At 67.9% G+C, this 15,082-nt stretch carries 10 protein-coding genes; 2 read left to right on the top strand and 8 right to left on the bottom strand.

Annotated features, from left to right (window positions below):
* Positions 1-67 precede the first annotated feature (67 nt).
* Positions 68-5,494: an ATP-binding protein gene (locus JJI54_RS02350; RefSeq protein WP_203070547.1), complete on the top strand. Its 5,427-nt coding sequence runs from the start codon at positions 68-70 to the stop codon at positions 5,492-5,494.
* The gene (locus JJI54_RS33080) at positions 5,451-6,236 is read left to right on the top strand and encodes an HhH-GPD family protein (RefSeq protein WP_226381345.1); all 786 of its coding nucleotides are present in this window, start codon (positions 5,451-5,453) and stop codon (positions 6,234-6,236) included. Before JJI54_RS02350 ends, JJI54_RS33080 begins: the two co-directional genes overlap by 44 nt.
* Before the next feature lie 131 nt (positions 6,237-6,367).
* On the opposite strand, the gene JJI54_RS02340 is transcribed toward JJI54_RS33080, so the two are convergent.
* The 8 genes from JJI54_RS02340 to JJI54_RS02305 form a co-directional block, all read right to left on the bottom strand.
* Positions 6,368-6,670 carry a hypothetical protein gene (locus JJI54_RS02340; RefSeq protein WP_203070543.1) on the bottom strand — a complete coding sequence of 101 codons (303 nt, stop codon included), beginning with the start codon at positions 6,668-6,670 and terminating at the stop codon, positions 6,368-6,370.
* 554 nt (positions 6,671-7,224) lie between these two features.
* Positions 7,225-7,806 (bottom strand): NADH-quinone oxidoreductase subunit B family protein, encoded by a 582-nt coding sequence (locus JJI54_RS02335; protein ID WP_203070541.1) that lies wholly within the window; start codon positions 7,804-7,806, stop codon positions 7,225-7,227.
* Complete coding sequence (locus JJI54_RS02330; protein WP_203070539.1) at positions 7,803-8,039, bottom strand: hypothetical protein; 237 nt, start codon at positions 8,037-8,039, stop codon at positions 7,803-7,805. The genes JJI54_RS02335 and JJI54_RS02330 overlap by 4 nt, the downstream gene beginning before the upstream one ends.
* A gap of 250 nt (positions 8,040-8,289) precedes the next feature.
* Positions 8,290-9,804, bottom strand: a complete 1,515-nt coding sequence (locus tag JJI54_RS02325; RefSeq protein WP_203070537.1) for a hydrogenase large subunit — start codon at positions 9,802-9,804, stop codon at positions 8,290-8,292.
* Positions 9,801-11,258 carry a proton-conducting transporter transmembrane domain-containing protein gene (locus JJI54_RS02320; RefSeq protein WP_203070535.1) on the bottom strand — a complete coding sequence of 486 codons (1,458 nt, stop codon included), beginning with the start codon at positions 11,256-11,258 and terminating at the stop codon, positions 9,801-9,803. Before JJI54_RS02320 ends, JJI54_RS02325 begins: the two co-directional genes overlap by 4 nt.
* Positions 11,259-11,337: 79 nt before the next feature.
* A complete protein-coding gene (locus tag JJI54_RS02315) occupies positions 11,338-12,015 on the bottom strand; it encodes a hydrogenase-4 component E (RefSeq protein ID WP_203070533.1) in 678 nt (225 codons plus the stop codon).
* Complete coding sequence (locus JJI54_RS02310; RefSeq protein ID WP_203070531.1) at positions 12,012-12,971, bottom strand: respiratory chain complex I subunit 1 family protein; 960 nt, start codon at positions 12,969-12,971, stop codon at positions 12,012-12,014. The genes JJI54_RS02315 and JJI54_RS02310 overlap by 4 nt, the downstream gene beginning before the upstream one ends.
* Positions 12,971-15,001, bottom strand: a complete 2,031-nt coding sequence (locus tag JJI54_RS02305; RefSeq protein ID WP_203070529.1) for a proton-conducting transporter transmembrane domain-containing protein — start codon at positions 14,999-15,001, stop codon at positions 12,971-12,973. Before JJI54_RS02305 ends, JJI54_RS02310 begins: the two co-directional genes overlap by 1 nt.
* Between the last annotated feature and the right edge of the window lie 81 nt (positions 15,002-15,082).

The raw sequence follows: 15,082 nt of genomic DNA, 5'->3' as shown, positions 1-15,082 counted from the left end.
CCTTTGCGTCGGCGAGCTTTGGAGGGGTTTGTCACTTCCTCCTGGAGGACCAGCGTTTGCGGCGTTCATGGAAACCGCTTCTTGGCTTGCGGACCTGCTCGTAGCTGCATTCGAGCAAGCGGGCAGCAGCGCGACAGGGCATTGGAGCGATCGGTTCCTTGAGCACTGGACACTTATATGGTCCGACCTCGAGCAGGGGATGCGAGGCCTGCCGTCAGCACCGGAAGAACGCCACGCATGGGAGCTCTTCCGGCTTGCGGGGATCCCGGTTCCAGCACGCGAAAGGGATACCGACAATCCGTTCCTGCGAAGCCCGATGGAGCGGCTCGTAAACGATGACGCCCCTCGGCTTGCACGCCGGTGGCAACAGTTAGTCGATGAGTTCGTTATCCCGCGCGGCGGAATAGAGCTATTGCTGATGGCACTAGATCTCCAAGTGCCTGGTGCGCAGAAGCCTACACCGTGGCGCGGGCTCGGTTGGGCGGGCGCACTTGACCTGTCTCCCGAGGCGCCGGCACCGGTTGTTGGAAGAAGAGTGTTCGCCCGCGCCCCTTCTCCAACTCTCCTGACCAGCAGCCCGCCTGTCTTTCCGATCGCGCCCGTCCCAGCATGGTGGGGAGTCAATATCGTCCAGCTTGAGTCCGCGAGGGCAGCACTTCATCAGGCGCGCGGCATCGCCAGCAACCCTTCGTGCGCGGCGCTGACCGCGTTGCCCGGGAGGGAAGCCGTACTGGTCTTGCAGACACGCTGTGGCAGCGTCTCAGACAACGCTTCCCCTACAAAGTGGCGAACAACCGTCTCGCTGAATGCGGTGTCATTGCGCCTGCGGGAGCCGTGGGCTTCGCTTCACGTCACTCATTCATTGCCAGTTCAAGGCGCACATGGGGCGACGACCATTGATCCGGACAGTGTAAAACTCTCGGTTTCGGGTACAGGCGTGAAAGCGGACATCCGCGCCCTCCGAGTTGTTCCGGGCGAGCAGTTAGAGATCGAATTCGATATCGCGGTCACGTACTCGGCAGCCGTCGATAGCGGGGGCGCTAGTTCCGGCTCGTGGCATCCTGTTCGCACGCTGCGTATCGTCGCGTCCGCACGCGATTGGACTGGAACTGGGTGGGGCGAAGCACGGCCAGTAGATCACTCGGTAGAAATCATCGTACCGTCCTGCTTCTCACCAATATTGCTTGCTTACAATGGAATTCGCGGAAAGCTGGTCGCCACACCTGATCGCGGGGACACTTTCGAGCGTGGCCCCAGCGACTCTATGTGGAACGCAGGCTCGACGCCGGACCTGCTCCTCGCAGAGGAGGGCTCGTACACCCTGGTTGGCTATGACGGCCGGGTCGTAGGCGGGGGTTCGTTTGCTGCCGAAGCAGCGATGGACGTTATGGGGCGGGCATTCGCTGCGGTTAGTGGACTGCAGCAGGTCGATGCACGGCTAGATGAGGGCGACCAAGTTGAGGGCTCGACGGCGGGCGTCATAGCGGTCGTCAAGGTTAAGCAACGCGCGCGGTCAGTCACGTCTGGACTCGTCGCTGCCATTCGGAATGCCGGCGCCGGCCGAAAGCCTCCGTCTTCGAACGCTCGCGCCAGCGTCTTCGGTCGCTTTCAAGGCGGGATCGTTGGCGCAGTCCGGAATTCGAGCAGCGGGCTCCCAAACAGCTTGTTCCAGTTCGTGCTGGGGAGCAACCGCTCCTCAGTCGACTGGCCGGCAATCGTCAGCACCGCGCCGACCGTCTTGGCCAATCTCCCCCCAAGCTTCAAGTTGCCCGGGATTGGGAACGGCCCAAGCGAAGCGCTCACAACGAGTGCGGCCTGGCAGAGATTCGTGGCCGCATCGGGCGGGGTTCTTGATCACCTCGGGGTGCGGTGTGGTGGAGAAGACATATGGCTCTCAGCGACTAATCCGGGCGAGCTCCCGGGCCGAGCTGTGCGAACTCTCGTTGACGCACACTCCGATCTAGTCGCGCAAGCCAAGACACTGTCTGCGGCAGATGTGTTCTGGGCGAGCTATCCTTTCTCGATCGTCGTGGTGGACGATGCGCCAGGCCCGAACCTGGGGCATGTCCAAGCCGTGTTTCTATCGCCGCTGCATCCCGTGCGACTTGCCTGGGCGTTTTCTGTTGCTCGGCTCGCACAAAGCTCAAATATTGACCGTGTCCTGCTAGGCATCGCCGAAGGGTGGAATCTTCCGCTTACGGGGGTAACCGTCTCTGTTACGGGTCAGCCAGTGCCGCTGGTCGCCTTGCCGCTCGACCCGGGAGAGGATGCGGATTTCGCGGCATGGAGCGCGTTGGGCATCCTCGGCAACGACGGCCTGATGCGTGTTCCGAGGCTCGCTGCTGGCCTCGAGCTTCCGTGGGGTGGACCAAGCGGGATCAACCAGAAGGTCGTTGATCAAGCCATCAAGGATTATCTGGCCATCCACCCTTACCTGAGCTCCTTCGAAGTCGATGTCCGGTCAGTATCGCCGGCGCCGCGAGCGACCGAGATCGACGACGCCCTAGTCCGCGCAATCGGAGGAGCAGCGGTGCGCGAGATCTCGCTCCTAGGTGGAGCGACACGCATTTGGGATTCTGAAAACAGGCTCGGTACGCCGCCGTCGCGGGACCAGTTGCGTATGCAACGCGATTCCGATTGGCGGGATCGCCCGTTCGAGTGGCGCCGATACGCGGCAGACTCCGCGCCTCCGAGTTCCGACATAGCGCTTATCGAGAACGCTAGTGCCCACATGGGCGTGGTCGACGCTATCGCGACCGGAGTGCTCGCTCCGTTGCCGCTGCGGCGCTTTTCGGTTTCTGCGATCTCTGGTCAGGTCCTCGACCAGCAATATGCCGGACATCCTGGTGACGACGTCTTAGGCCTCTCGCGCCTATTGGCAGGAATCGAATACTCGCTGCCGAACGGGGCTTCGGCCTTGCGCGTTGCGCCTCAGGCGAACGCGCTTGGAATCGGTAGGAATGCACGCTGGGAGGTCTTGGGTACCCTCAACGTTGATCCGGCACTCCTCTCGAGCACTATTAGGGCCGGAGGCCACGCCGACCGTATGCTCTGGGAATGGCGGCCATCATGGCTTGCCGACGCGCCGGGAGATCGAGACGCGCTTGCAAAGCGTGCGCACTATGTCGTGGCGCGCGTTCCGGCATCCTTGATCAAAGGGCTCGCGAGTCGCCAAGGCTTACCCGAGGCTGCCGCGCAGGAGATGATTGCCGAGTTAGGGCGCCGCGGAATCGGTTTGGCATCCTTGCAAGCAGCAGGCGGGACCCAGGAAAGCGCGACGGCGGGCCACTTCTATGCGACACGCATCCTGCTGCCTCCCGCGGGGCACGCGCAGCCCCAAGGCTGGGTAACCCTCAACAGCAATACATTCGCCGGACTTTTGCCAATCGACCCGGTTGCGCCGATCCTGTTAGGTATCGCTGGAGAGTCGCCGCGCCGTCGGGCCGACCTTCTGGTTTTCAAGGTAAGCCTTGAAGCGGACGCGGTTCGTATCGGCATTGTGCCAGTCGAAGTAAAGCACCACGGCCAACCTCAAGCTCCTACCCCGTTGCCTGCGGACAATGATCCCGAACTTAGGCGAGCGAGGGAGCAACTCAGGGACGCGGCAGGACTGGTTGGTGCGTTAGCTAGGGCTGTAAATCCCGCACCGGGCGTCGCCCAAGATCCAGTCGCTGCTGTGGTCCGCCGGCAAGCCTGTGCAATGCTTCTCGACCTTGCGCTGAGCTTCACTGACGAGCCAGTGAATGCGCGCGCGCGCGCGACTATCCTGCGCCACGTCGTGCAGGGACGCGTGGCAGTAGATGCTGGACCGGCAATGTTGCTGTGGTTTGCCCCGGGCTCGATTACGACAAGTGGCTCAGCGTGTATTGTTCGCGAAGATGAAAGTGGGAGCTACGAAGCGTTCATCGACCCGGCCGCCGTGCCTGGTACTTGCTGGCCCGGGCGTGAAATAGGACCGGACGACGCAGAGCTAAGGCGGGCAATCGACGAAGCGATGCGAGCGATGTTCGTAGAAAGGGTGAACATTCCACCTGCCACCGAGACCGATGTCACTGCTGCGCTGTCAGCGATGCTCGGGCTTATGCCAGATCCGACAGACGAACTTACGCCGCCCGCCGCAGTCGCGAATGAAGGTGGCGCGCCGTCGCATGCAAGCCCGGTAAATGACGGTGCATCGGCTATTTCAGCCAGCGGGGAGCAATCTTCCCCAGCAGTATCAGGCGGCCCACCGGGAGCCGGGGGCGATGCTGCGCAAGATACTCCACCATCCGTTGCTCCGTCTGCCCGTCTCGCGCCGCCAGCGGCTTATGTCGGGTGGGCCGAGCCGGCAACTCGGTTCTGCCTCCTCGGCAACATGGTAGGCACGAACGAGCAAGTGGCCGTGGATCTAGACAATCCGAAGGCAATTGGCGTCTTCGGGTACATGGGCTCTGGAAAGAGCTATCTTCTTGGCACGCTCGTTGAGTCGGCGCTCGTTCCGATTCCGGGGATCAACTCGCTGCCGGCACCGCTAGCGGTGGTTGTGTTCAATTACCGCCGGCACTCTGCAGACCGGTTCGAACTAGGTTCGTTCGCGCATCCAAATCCTAACCAAAGCGATCGCGAGCGGCTGGAACAGATGTACAATGCATCGCCGCGCAGCGTCGATGACATCCATATCCTCTGCTTACCCGGGCAGTTGACCCCGGAACGCATCGCCGAATACGGAGGCTTGCCGGCTTCAGAACTCTACTTCGACCCATCTACGCTGGGTGTTGAGGATTGGGAGCTGCTGATGGGCGAGCCGGGGAGCAACGCCGTCTTTGCTCGAGCGATTAGGAACACACTGATGGACTTGCAGGCTGCCGGTGACGTCAGCCTCCAGAGCCTCGAACGAAGCATCGCGAACACGCTGAACCGCTCAAGCCAAGCGGCAGCCCAACTTAGGCTTGATTTCATACGCCGGTACCTGTCCGACACGGGAGGTTTGCAATTTAGCGAGATCCTCCGGCCGGGCCGTGCGGTGATTTTCGATTTGCGGCAGCCATTATTCAACAAAGATGACGCTCTGCGCTTCTTCCTAGTCTGCTCGAACCATATCAGCCGAGTGCAGGGAGACTTCAACAAGCTCGTAGTGTTCGACGAGGCGCACGAGTATATGAGCGAGGCCTTTGGTGAGAAGATCGAGGCGCGAATCCGGCTAATGCGCCATGAAGGGACCTCGTATGTCTTTGCAACGCAAGATGTTGGTTCAATTCCACTGCAGATACGGCGGTTTATTACGACAAGATTCGTGTTTAGCTTGGGAACACGGGACAACATCAACGATTTGATTCGGTTTGCGCCTGAATTTGCAGATTTGCCGCTCCAACAGATCGCGCCGGGAACCTGCTATGTTCAGTCAATTCCATCCCAACGAAACTTGTTCGCGCGCCCACGGTTGGTGCAGGTGCGCCCGCGGGTAACGCAGCATGGTGGCACGAGCCGTATCTTCACGGGCGACGACACGGGGTAAGCTGGCACGGGGTCCTGTTGTTTTCGACCGGCCAACGATTGGCAAGGCTCGCTGGTGTCGGCGCCGGCTTTTGGCTTGGTATGCGCAGCACGGCCGCCAGTTTCCGTGGCGGTCACCAGATGCAGGCGTTTATCGACAGGTCGTGGTGGAGGTGTTGCTCCAGCGGACGCAAGCCTCCGCGGTTGGCCGGATGTTCGACGCGTTTTTCGAGGATTTTGGAAGCTGGGAAGATATAATTTCTGCGCCAGACGAACTGCTGGAGAGCGTCCTTCGTCCAATCGGTCTCTGGCGGCGGCGTGCGATAGCCCTGAAGGCACTTGCCAGTGCGATGATTGCGCGCAAAGGACACTTTCCAGAATCGCGCGGTGAACTCGAGTCATTGCCAGCGGTTGGGCAGTATGTTGCAAGTGCGGTCCTACTGTTCGCGAAACGCCGCCCTGAGCCTCTTCTTGACTCAAGCATGGCGCGTGTTCTGGACCGTGTTTTTGAGCCCCGTCGTCTAGTCGATCTCCGCTACGATCCGCGCCTGCAAGGCCTCGCGCGGTTGCTCGTGCGATCGCGCGCGCCTGCTTTAGTCAATTGGGCCATTCTCGATCTCGCGGCACGGTACTGCGTCCCTCGGATGCCTTCATGCGGAGAATGTCCCTTGAGGACGCGTTGTAACTTCGCAATCCTCCGTAAACGGCATCCGTCAGGCGCTCGCCGGGCGGCCCCCAGCACCGGTCGTGTCAAAGGAATATAGGGCGGGCCGGATCCATTCGTCGTTGCCAGATGCGCCAGCGGCGACGCCGTTCAGCGATGTCGGGACAGTTCTGCTAAAGAGTGGCTTAGCCGCACGCGCATTGCCGATCAGGCCCTCCCACAACGGAGTAGCTATGCGAACCTATCCAAGCTTGCCTTGCGTGCAGCCTGGAACGCATCCACCGCCTCGGCAAAGGGCCGTTCGGGACCGCAGAGAGGCCGGACCATCATCAAGGACGGTTTGCGGCGCTGGTAGTAAGCGCCTTCCATGACCGCGAGCCACCCCGCGAGACCCTGGGCTGCCAAGCCGGCCTCGGCCTGGGCGATTTCGTCGGGCGAGGGGTCGGAATGGCGCCCCAACGTGACATGCCGCCCGTCCTCGCCGAGGACGATCCAGCGCCGCTCCCCGCGAGACTGAATTTCCTCCGTCGTCATCCGTCGCTTCCGGCCTTGGGGCATTGCGTGATCCATGGGCCTACAAAGGCGCTGAATATCTCTCGAAGCAAGGGTAACCGGGGTTGGGATGGGACAAAGCCAGCCTTCATGCCGTAGCGAGTGTTCGGTTTCGAAGTACGGATTTCTGACAAGTGAGGTTCGAACCGGAGCAAGCGCCGACCACGCTGAAACCGGCCTTTGACCAGGGTTTTTGAGTTCCGTACTAAACCGGCCAAGTCAGGAGGTCCGGAGAGAATGGGCCTCCAGAGAGCGATCTTCGGGGGTCTCCGCGCTGGGCCAGTCAACAGGTCTGCCCCAAAAACCCCAGGAAACCTGCCACTCAGCACGGCGTCCGGTCTGGCAGAGAGCACGGCTCGTATGGGAACTGGCGGAGCAACCGGGATTCGAATGCGCAGTACGCTTCATGGGATTTCTCGACCGGCATGGTCGCCGCCACGCTACCGTGCGATCACCGCAGATATGTTCGGTAAAGGAGGCTTTGCCTTCCCCATACCCCATCCGCCAGGCCCGAGACGGGCCTGGACCGTCGTCGGTTACACCCCCGGCTCCGCGGCTGCCCCGGCCACCACGCGCTTCGGCTCATCCTGCGCGCCCAGCAGCGCCAGCAGCCCTTCGAGCAGCTGGGCCGGCGCCGGCGGGCAGCCCGGGATCACCAGGTCCACGGGCAGCACGGGCGTCACGCCCCCCTCCACCGCATAGCTGCCCTTGAAGACGCCACCATCCGCCGCGCAATCGCCGACCGCCACCACCCAGCAGGGCTCCGGCGTGCAGGCGCGGGTCCGCTCCAGCGCCTCCCGCATGTTGCGCGTCACGGGGCCCGTCACGAGCAGCACATCGGCATGCCTGGGTGAGGCGACGAAGCGCAGCCCGAAGCGCTCCAGGTCATAGAGCACGCCGTTCAGCGCATTCACCTCCAGCTCGCAGCCATTGCAGGACCCGGCATCGACCTGGCGGATCGACAGGCTCCGGCCGAGGCGCGCCCGCGCCGTCGCCTCCAGCCGCGCGGCCAGCGCCTCCACCACCTCCGGCGGCGGCGGCGTTGCGGGTTCCGTGAGCGGTTTGCCCACCAGCCCCTGGGCGAGGCGGGGCCAGAGCAGGCGGCGGAGGCTCTTCATGCCGTGCGTGCCATCCGAAGCAAATCGTTGCCCTCGGGATCGCGCAGCAGCAGCTCGGTGCCCGGCGGCACCCGCTCCGCGATCCAGCCGATCTCGTCCAGCGCATGGGCGCGGTCGGAATAGGCCCAATGCTCCATCACGCCGCGGCCGGGGCCCGGCTTGAACAGCGTGACGGTGAACTGGCCCGTGGCGCCCTTCGCGGCGCCGGCCTTGCTGTGAATGCGGCCGCTCATGCGCCGACCACAGCCCAAACCGCCGTGCCTGTCACCCGACACCTTCGCGACGGCATAACACCGGCGCGATGGCCTGTCCGGCGGCCGGCGAAGCCGGCCGAGGCCGCGACGGGCGCCCATGTGCGTTGCTTCGCAACGCTCATGGGGTTCCGGAACGCGGCCCGCGGCAAGTGCCGCGCAGCCAGGCGCCCGCCCGGCGCTTGAGGGAACGAAAAACATGCCAACGGGTCGCTGCAAGCGGCCGTTGACCTCACAGGTCGCACCCGCTGTAGGAGCAGTTGAAGGATTTGTTGCACAGGGGAAAATCGGCGACGATGTTGCCCTCGATCGCCGCTTCCAGCAGCGGCCATTGCAGCCAGGACGGGTCGCGCGGGAAGGCCGCGCGGATCAGGCCCCCGTCATCCAGCGCCATCCAGGTGACGATCTCGCCGCGGAAGCCCTCCACCACCGCGATGCCCTCGCCGCCCTTCTGCGGCAGGGGGACATGGATCTCCCCCGGGGCCGCGGCGGCCAGCGCCTCCCGCACCAGGGCGATGGATTCCGCGATCTCCGCGATGCGGATGCGCACGCGGGCATCCACGTCGCCCTCGCTCCGCAGCGCGGCCTCGGGCGCCAGCGACTCATAGGGCGCATGCGGCAGCGCGACGCGCGCATCGAAGGCGCGGCCGGAGGCCCGGCCGACATGGCCCCCCGCCGCGAAGGCGGCCGCCAGCGCCGGCTTGACGATGCCCGTGCCGACCACGCGGTCCTGCAGGCTGGCATGGCTGTCGTAGATGGAGATCAGCGCCGGCATCTCCGCCTCCACCGCCGCCAGCGCCGCCAGGATGGCGTCGCCGCCGCCTGGCAGCATTTCCATCGCCAGCCCCCCGGGGATGACGCGGTCCATCAGCAGCCGGTGGCCGAAGGCGCTGGCATTGGCGCGCAGCACGCCCTCCCGCAGCACGCCGAGCCGCGCATGCGGGAAGGCGAAGGCGGCGTCGTTGCAGACGAAGCCCCAATCGCCCAGGTGGTTCGCGATCCGCTCCATCTCCAGCATCGCGCATCGCAGCCAGGTGGCACGCGGCGGCGGCGTGGTGCCGGTCGCGGCCTCCGCGGCCAGGGCGAAGGCCAGCGCATGCGCCACCGTCGTGTCGCCGGAAATCCGGGCGGCGTAGCGCGCGGCGGCGCGGGGGGACTTGCCGGCCATCAGCCCGATCGTGCCCTTATGCGTGTAGCCGAGGCGCTGCTCCAGCCGGACCACCATCTCCCCCTGCACGGTGAAGCGGAAATGCCCGGGCTCGATGATGCCGGCATGGACGGGGCCCACGGGAATCTGGTGCCAGCCCTCGCCCTCGATGGGCAGGAATTCCGGCTGCTCCGCCGGCAGGGTGCGGCGCAGCGGCTTGGCGGCATTCGGCCCGATGACGGGCCAGCGCCCATGGTCCAGCCAGGGCCGCAGATCGACGCCCCCCTCCGCCTTCAGCGCCCAGAGGTCGCCCATCATCCGCTCGAACCGCACCGCGCCGGGCCGGGCCGGGGAGAGGGCGGGGTAGCGCCCGCCCTCCGTCGGGGTGGAGGCCAGCAGCAGCGTGCTCTCCACCTCATCCAGGAAGGCGGCATGCACGAAGCCCGGCTCCGCCCAGAAGGACAGCAGCGCCAGCGTCGGCTCCGCCCGCAGCGCATCGCGCAAATCGCCGAAGGCGGCGGGCGCCAGCAGGTAGCGCTCGAAGGGCGCGCATCCCTGCGGCGAACCGCGACGGATCCAGGCGGAGGCCGCGCCGCTCATCCCACCATCCTCGCGCCCTCGCGCAGCATCGCCGCCAGCCCCGCCGGCGCCGCCAGCGCCAGCAGCGCCGCCAGCACCAGGTGCAGCCAGGTGGGGATGCTGGCCCAGAGCAGGCCGCCCGGCAGGGTGAAGGCGCCCTCCGCCGGGTTGTCCGGCGTGGGCGTGCCGAGGCAGAGCCGCTGCAGCGCCGTCACCAGCGCCGCCGCCGCCACCAGCAGCCCCACGCCGAGCGGGAGCAGCAGCCAGGGCTGCGCCGCCGCCGCGGCCGCCACCATGGAGAATTCGGAGACGAAGAGCGTGAAGGGCGGCAGCCCCGCCAGCGCCGCGATGCCCAAGGCCAGCGCCCAGCCGAGCCCGGGATGGCTGGCCGCCAGCCCGCCGATATCCGCGACCTTCTGGCTGCCCTTGATCCGCGCCGCCGCGCCGATCGCGAAGAAGACGCCCGACTTCACCAGCGAATGCCCCAGCAGGTGCAGCAGCCCCGCCAGGTTGGCGGCCGCGCCGCCGATGCCGAAGGCGAAGGTCGCCAGGCCCATATGCTCGATGCTGCTCCAGGCGAAGAGCCGCCTGGCATCCCGCCGCCGCCACAGCGCGAAGCCCGCCAGCAGCAGGGACGCCAGGCCGAAGCCCACCATCAGCGGCCCCGGCGCCATCGCATCCGGATGCGCGCCCACGATCGCCTTGGCCCGCAGCACGGCGAACAGCGCGGCGTTCAGCAGGAGCCCCGACAGCACGGCATTGATCGGCAGCGGGCCCTCGGCCTCCGCATCCGGCAGCCAGGAATGCAGCGGCACGAGGCCGGCCTTGGTGCCGTAGCCCACCAGCAGGAAGACGAAGGCGAGGCCCAGCACCCCGCCATCGCAGCGCGCCGCCACCGCCATCAGCGCGCCCCAGGACAGCCCCGGATCCCCCGCGCCGATCACCGGCTGCGCCGCCAGGTACAGCAGGATGGTCCCGAACAGGGCGAGGGCGATGCCGACGCCGCACAGGATGAAGAACTTCCACGCCGCCTCCACGGCCGATGGCGTGCCATGCACCGCCACCATCAGCACGGAAGCGAGCGTCGCGATCTCGATCGCCACCCACATGACGCCGAGATTGTCCGACAGCAGCGCCAGGAACTGCGCGCCCATGAAGACCTGGAAGGCGGCGTGATAGGCCCGCGCGCGCAGCTCGTCGAAACGCTCGGCATCGACGGTGGCGGCGGAGAAGGCGGCGGTGGTGCAGCCCACGATGGCCGACAGCAGCACGAAGGGCAGGTTCAGCGCATCCGTCCGCGTCCAGCCCTGCACGCCATAGGGCTGCGCCACCAGCACCAGCGCGAGCACCAGGCTGAGCGCGGAGACGCCGAGGTTCACCAAGGCAGGCACCCGGCCGCGCGGCGGCATGGCGGCGAGCGCGACGGCGCCGATCCAGGGGAGGAAGACGATGGCCCAGGGGAGGTGGAAACTCATGGGACGTTCCGCAGGGGGGCGCTGCCCCCCTGCACCCCCCGCCAGGGTCCAGCGGGACCCTGGACCGCGTCGAGCGTCATCATGCGGGGGGCTCCTCCCCCCGCGCCCGATGCAGGAACGAGGTGTCCAGCGTCTCCAGCCGACCCCTGATCTGGAAGACGACGACGCCACCCACCACCGCCACCATCAGCACCAGCGCCGCCGTGGACAGCTCCACCACCAGCGGCATGCCCGTGACGGCGACGGCACCCAGGATCAGCCCGTTCTCCAGGCTCATCAGCCCGATCACCTGGCTGATCGCATTCCGCCGCGTGATCATCATCAGCATGCCCAGCAGCACGACGGACAGCGCCAGCGCCAGATCCTCCCGCGTCAGCGCCTGCGCCTGGCCGGCGGTGATCGGCAGCACCACCAGCACCGAGAGGCCGACAAGCGCGACCGCCGCCAGCAGCGAAGGCCCGACGCCCAGCGCCGGCTCCACCGCCCGCTGCAAGCCGAAGCGCCCCAGCACATGGCGCAGCGCCAGCGGAATCAGCACCGCCTTCGCCACCACCGCGATCACGGCGGTCACGTAGAGCCCCGCCGCCCCCTGGATGTAGCCCTGCCACGCCGCCGCGGCGGCCAGCAGCGCGCCCTGCACGGCGAAGGCATTGATCACCGCATCGATCCGCCGCTGGTAGAGCAGCACGAAGGACAGCAGCAGCACCCCGCCCCCCAGCAGATGCGCGACGTCATAGGCGGGCGTGCCGAAACTCATGCCAGCCTCGTGGAGACGAACAGCAGCAGCGCGCCCAGCAGCCCCAGCAGCAGCGCCGCCCCCAGGAATTCCGGCACCCGGAAGACCCGCATCTTGGCGATCGCACTCTCGAAGGCGGCCAGCGCCAGGCACAGCACGCCCATCTTGGCCAGGAAGGCGAGCAAGCCCACCACCCACCCCAGCGGCGCGAAGCCCGCCGGCGCCGTGCCGAAGGGGAAGAAGATCGCCGCCAGCAGCGCCAGCCAGAGGGTCAGCCGCAGCGCCGCCGCGGCCTCCCACAGCGCCAGGTGGCGGCCCGAGGCCTCCAGGATCATCGCCTCATGCACCATCGTCAGTTCCAGGTGCGTGGCGGGGTTGTCCACCGGGATGCGCGCATTCTCCGCCACCGCCACCGCCAGCAGCGCCACCAGCGCCAGGCCGAGCGAGACGCGCAGGCCGAGCGCCCCCTCCTGGAACGTCGCCGCGATGGCATCGAGGCCGGTGGTCCCCGCCAGGATCGCGAAGCTCATCACCGCCAGCAGCAGTGCCGGCTCCGCCAGCGCCGCGAAGCTCATCTCCCGCGCCGCGCCGAGCCCCCCGAAGGCCGTGCCCACATCCAGCCCCGCCAGCGCCATGGCGACGCGCCCCAGTGCCAGCAGCCCCGCGATCAGCACGAGGTCCGCCAGCGGCGCGAAGGCCATGCCACGGGCGAAGGAGGGCACCAGCGCAACGGCGGCCAGCGCCGCCCCCGCGCCGAGATAGGGCGCCACGCGGCTGATCCAGCTGGCATTGTCGGCCAGCACCGGCCGCTTCAGCAGCAGCTTGCGGAAATCCCGCAAGGGCTGGAGGGGGCTGGCGCCGATCCGCCCCATCATCCGCGCCTTCAGCCAGCGGATCACGCCGACCACCAGCGGCGCCGCCGCCAGCATCAGCGCCAGGTGGATCGCCTGGGTCAGCACGCCGGTGACGAAGCCCATCACCGCGCCTCCAGCCAGGCGATCACCGCCAGCAGCGCGACCAGCGTGCCGAAGGGCAGCATCAGGCATTGCGCCAGCGTCAGGTCCCGCAGCCTCTCCGTCCGGACCACCACCGCATCCCGCAGCCTGGCCAGCGGCGCCAGCAGCAGCCGGTCGGAGGGATCGGCGAATCCGGCCTCGATCCGCGCCGGGGAGGGATCGCCCGGCGGTGGCATCGTCACCCCCTCATGCACCGCCAGCACCGGGTTCCCCAGCATTCGCCGCAGCGGCTGGCCGAGCCCGGCGGCGCTGGGCTGGGTGATCGGGTCGCCGAAGGGCAGGTGCTGCGGCGGCGCGATGAAGCCGCAATCCCAGGCCGGGCTGCGCGCCACGCCCGCCGGCGCCCGGCGCTTCACCGCGAAGACGATGGCGGCCCCCAGCACGGCCAGCAGGACCGCGATGCCCAGCGGCATATAGGCCCCGGCGCCATCGCCCACCCGGATGGCGCCCGCCGTCGCGCGCCCCGTCACATCCTGCCGCACCAGCACCTGCAGCGCGGCCTCCGCCAGCGCCAGCATCGGCCCGGGCAGCAGGCCGAACAGCACCGTCAGCCCCGCCGGCAGCAACAGGGCCGCGCGGGCGGCCCAGGGCCCATCCTGCGCCCCCGCCGCGCGGGGCGTGCGCGGCCGGCCGAGGAAGGCCATGCCGAACAGCCGCACCATCGCCGCCGCCGCCAGCGCCGCGGCCAGCGCCGCCATCGCCGCCACCCCCACCGCCAGCACCTGGAAGGCGAGGTCCCCCACCCGCCAGGCCGCCAGCAGCGCCTGCAGCAGCAGCCATTCGCCGGCGAAGCCGGACAGCGGCGGCAGGCTCGCCGCCGCGCCGGCGCCCACCAGCACCAGGGCCGCCGTCCAGGGCATGGCGTGGATCAGCCCGCCGAGGCGATCGAGCCGCCGGGACGCCGCCCCATGCAGCACCTCCCCCAGCCCCAGGAACAGCAGGGATTTGAACAGCGCGTGGTTCAGCGCGTGCAGCATGGCCGCCCCCGCCGCCAGCGCCGCCAGCGCCCCGAGGTCGGCCGCCCGGAAGGCGCAGGCCAGGCCGAGCCCGATGGCGATCAGCCCCACATTCTCGATGGTGGAACAGGCCAGCAGGGTCTTGCTGTCCTCCTCCAGATTCGCCCGCAGCGCCCCCAGCACGGCGGAGGCCGCGCCCAGCACCAGCAGCGGCACCCCCCACCAGATCGGCTGGGCGGGGCCGCTGAGGTCCAGCAGCAGCCGCGCCAGGACATAGAGCGCGACCTTGGTCATGGCCCCCGACATCAGGGCGGAGACATGGCTCGGCGCCGCCGGGTGGGCCAAGGGCAGCCAGGCATGGAGGGGCACCAGCCCCGCCTTGGCGCCCGCGCCCGCCACCACCAGCGCCAGGATGGCCGCGGCGCGCAGCCCCTCCGGCGGCGCGTTGCGCATGGCGGCGAAGGTCATGTCGCCCCCCGCCGCCAGCAGCCCCACGGCCGGCACCAGGCAGAGGCCCGACAGGATGGCGAAGACCAGGTAGAGCCGCGCGGCGCGGCGGTTCTCCGCCCCCTGTTCGTGGTCACGGTCATGGTCCGCCGCCACCAGCACCCAGCTGGCCAGGGACATGGCCTCGAACCCCAGCAGCAGGGTGAAGCCATCGGCCGCCAGCAGCGTCAGCGCCATGGCGCCGAGGAACAGCGGATAGGCCGCCAGCACGCGCGGCGGCGCCTGGCCGCCATGCGCCAGCGCGAACAGCGCCGAACAGGCCCCGGCCAGCCCCAGCAGCAGCAGGAACCAGGCCGACAGACCATCGAGCGCCAGCAGCATCGGCGCCCAGCTGCCCGGCATCAGCGCCTGCGGCGCCGGCGCGCCGCCCAGCAGCGCGGCCAGCCCGCAGCCCGCGAAGACCAGCGCGGCCAGCAGCGACCCCCCATGCACGGCCGCGCCGGCCGGCAGCCCCCGCCCGGCCAGCAGCACCGGCACGACGGCCAGCACCACCAGCCCGGCCAGCGTCAGGGAGAGTGCCGTCAGCACGGCGGGGTGTCGGGGAACGTCACGCCCGTGACGATACGCAGGGACCCGTCGGGGCAGAAGGGGGCGGGTGGATCATGGATG

Origin of the sequence: Falsiroseomonas ponticola (assembly GCF_016805305.1) — a bacterium.
In the GTDB taxonomy this organism is placed as follows: Bacteria; Pseudomonadota; Alphaproteobacteria; order Acetobacterales; family Acetobacteraceae; genus Falsiroseomonas; species Falsiroseomonas ponticola.
Note: the sequence above shows the minus strand (reverse complement) of the source record. Positions and strands in the feature narration are given on the sequence as shown.

Bases quoted from the DNA above. Each gene is read 5' to 3' on its own strand.
- JJI54_RS02335 (WP_203070541.1), bottom strand. From the start codon at position 7,806: ATGAAGAGCCTCCGCCGCCTGCTCTGGCCCCGCCTCGCCCAGGGGCTG.
- JJI54_RS33080 (WP_226381345.1), top strand. From the start codon at position 5,451: ATGGTGGCACGAGCCGTATCTTCACGGGCGACGACACGGGGTAAGCTG.
- JJI54_RS02350 (WP_203070547.1), top strand. From the start codon at position 68: ATGGAAACCGCTTCTTGGCTTGCGGACCTGCTCGTAGCTGCATTCGAG.
- JJI54_RS02315 (WP_203070533.1), bottom strand. From the start codon at position 12,015: ATGAGTTTCGGCACGCCCGCCTATGACGTCGCGCATCTGCTGGGGGGC.
- JJI54_RS02320 (WP_203070535.1), bottom strand. From the start codon at position 11,258: ATGAGTTTCCACCTCCCCTGGGCCATCGTCTTCCTCCCCTGGATCGGC.
- JJI54_RS02330 (WP_203070539.1), bottom strand. From the start codon at position 8,039: ATGAGCGGCCGCATTCACAGCAAGGCCGGCGCCGCGAAGGGCGCCACG.
- JJI54_RS02325 (WP_203070537.1), bottom strand. From the start codon at position 9,804: ATGAGCGGCGCGGCCTCCGCCTGGATCCGTCGCGGTTCGCCGCAGGGA.
- JJI54_RS02310 (WP_203070531.1), bottom strand. From the start codon at position 12,971: ATGGGCTTCGTCACCGGCGTGCTGACCCAGGCGATCCACCTGGCGCTG.
- JJI54_RS02340 (WP_203070543.1), bottom strand. From the start codon at position 6,670: ATGACGACGGAGGAAATTCAGTCTCGCGGGGAGCGGCGCTGGATCGTC.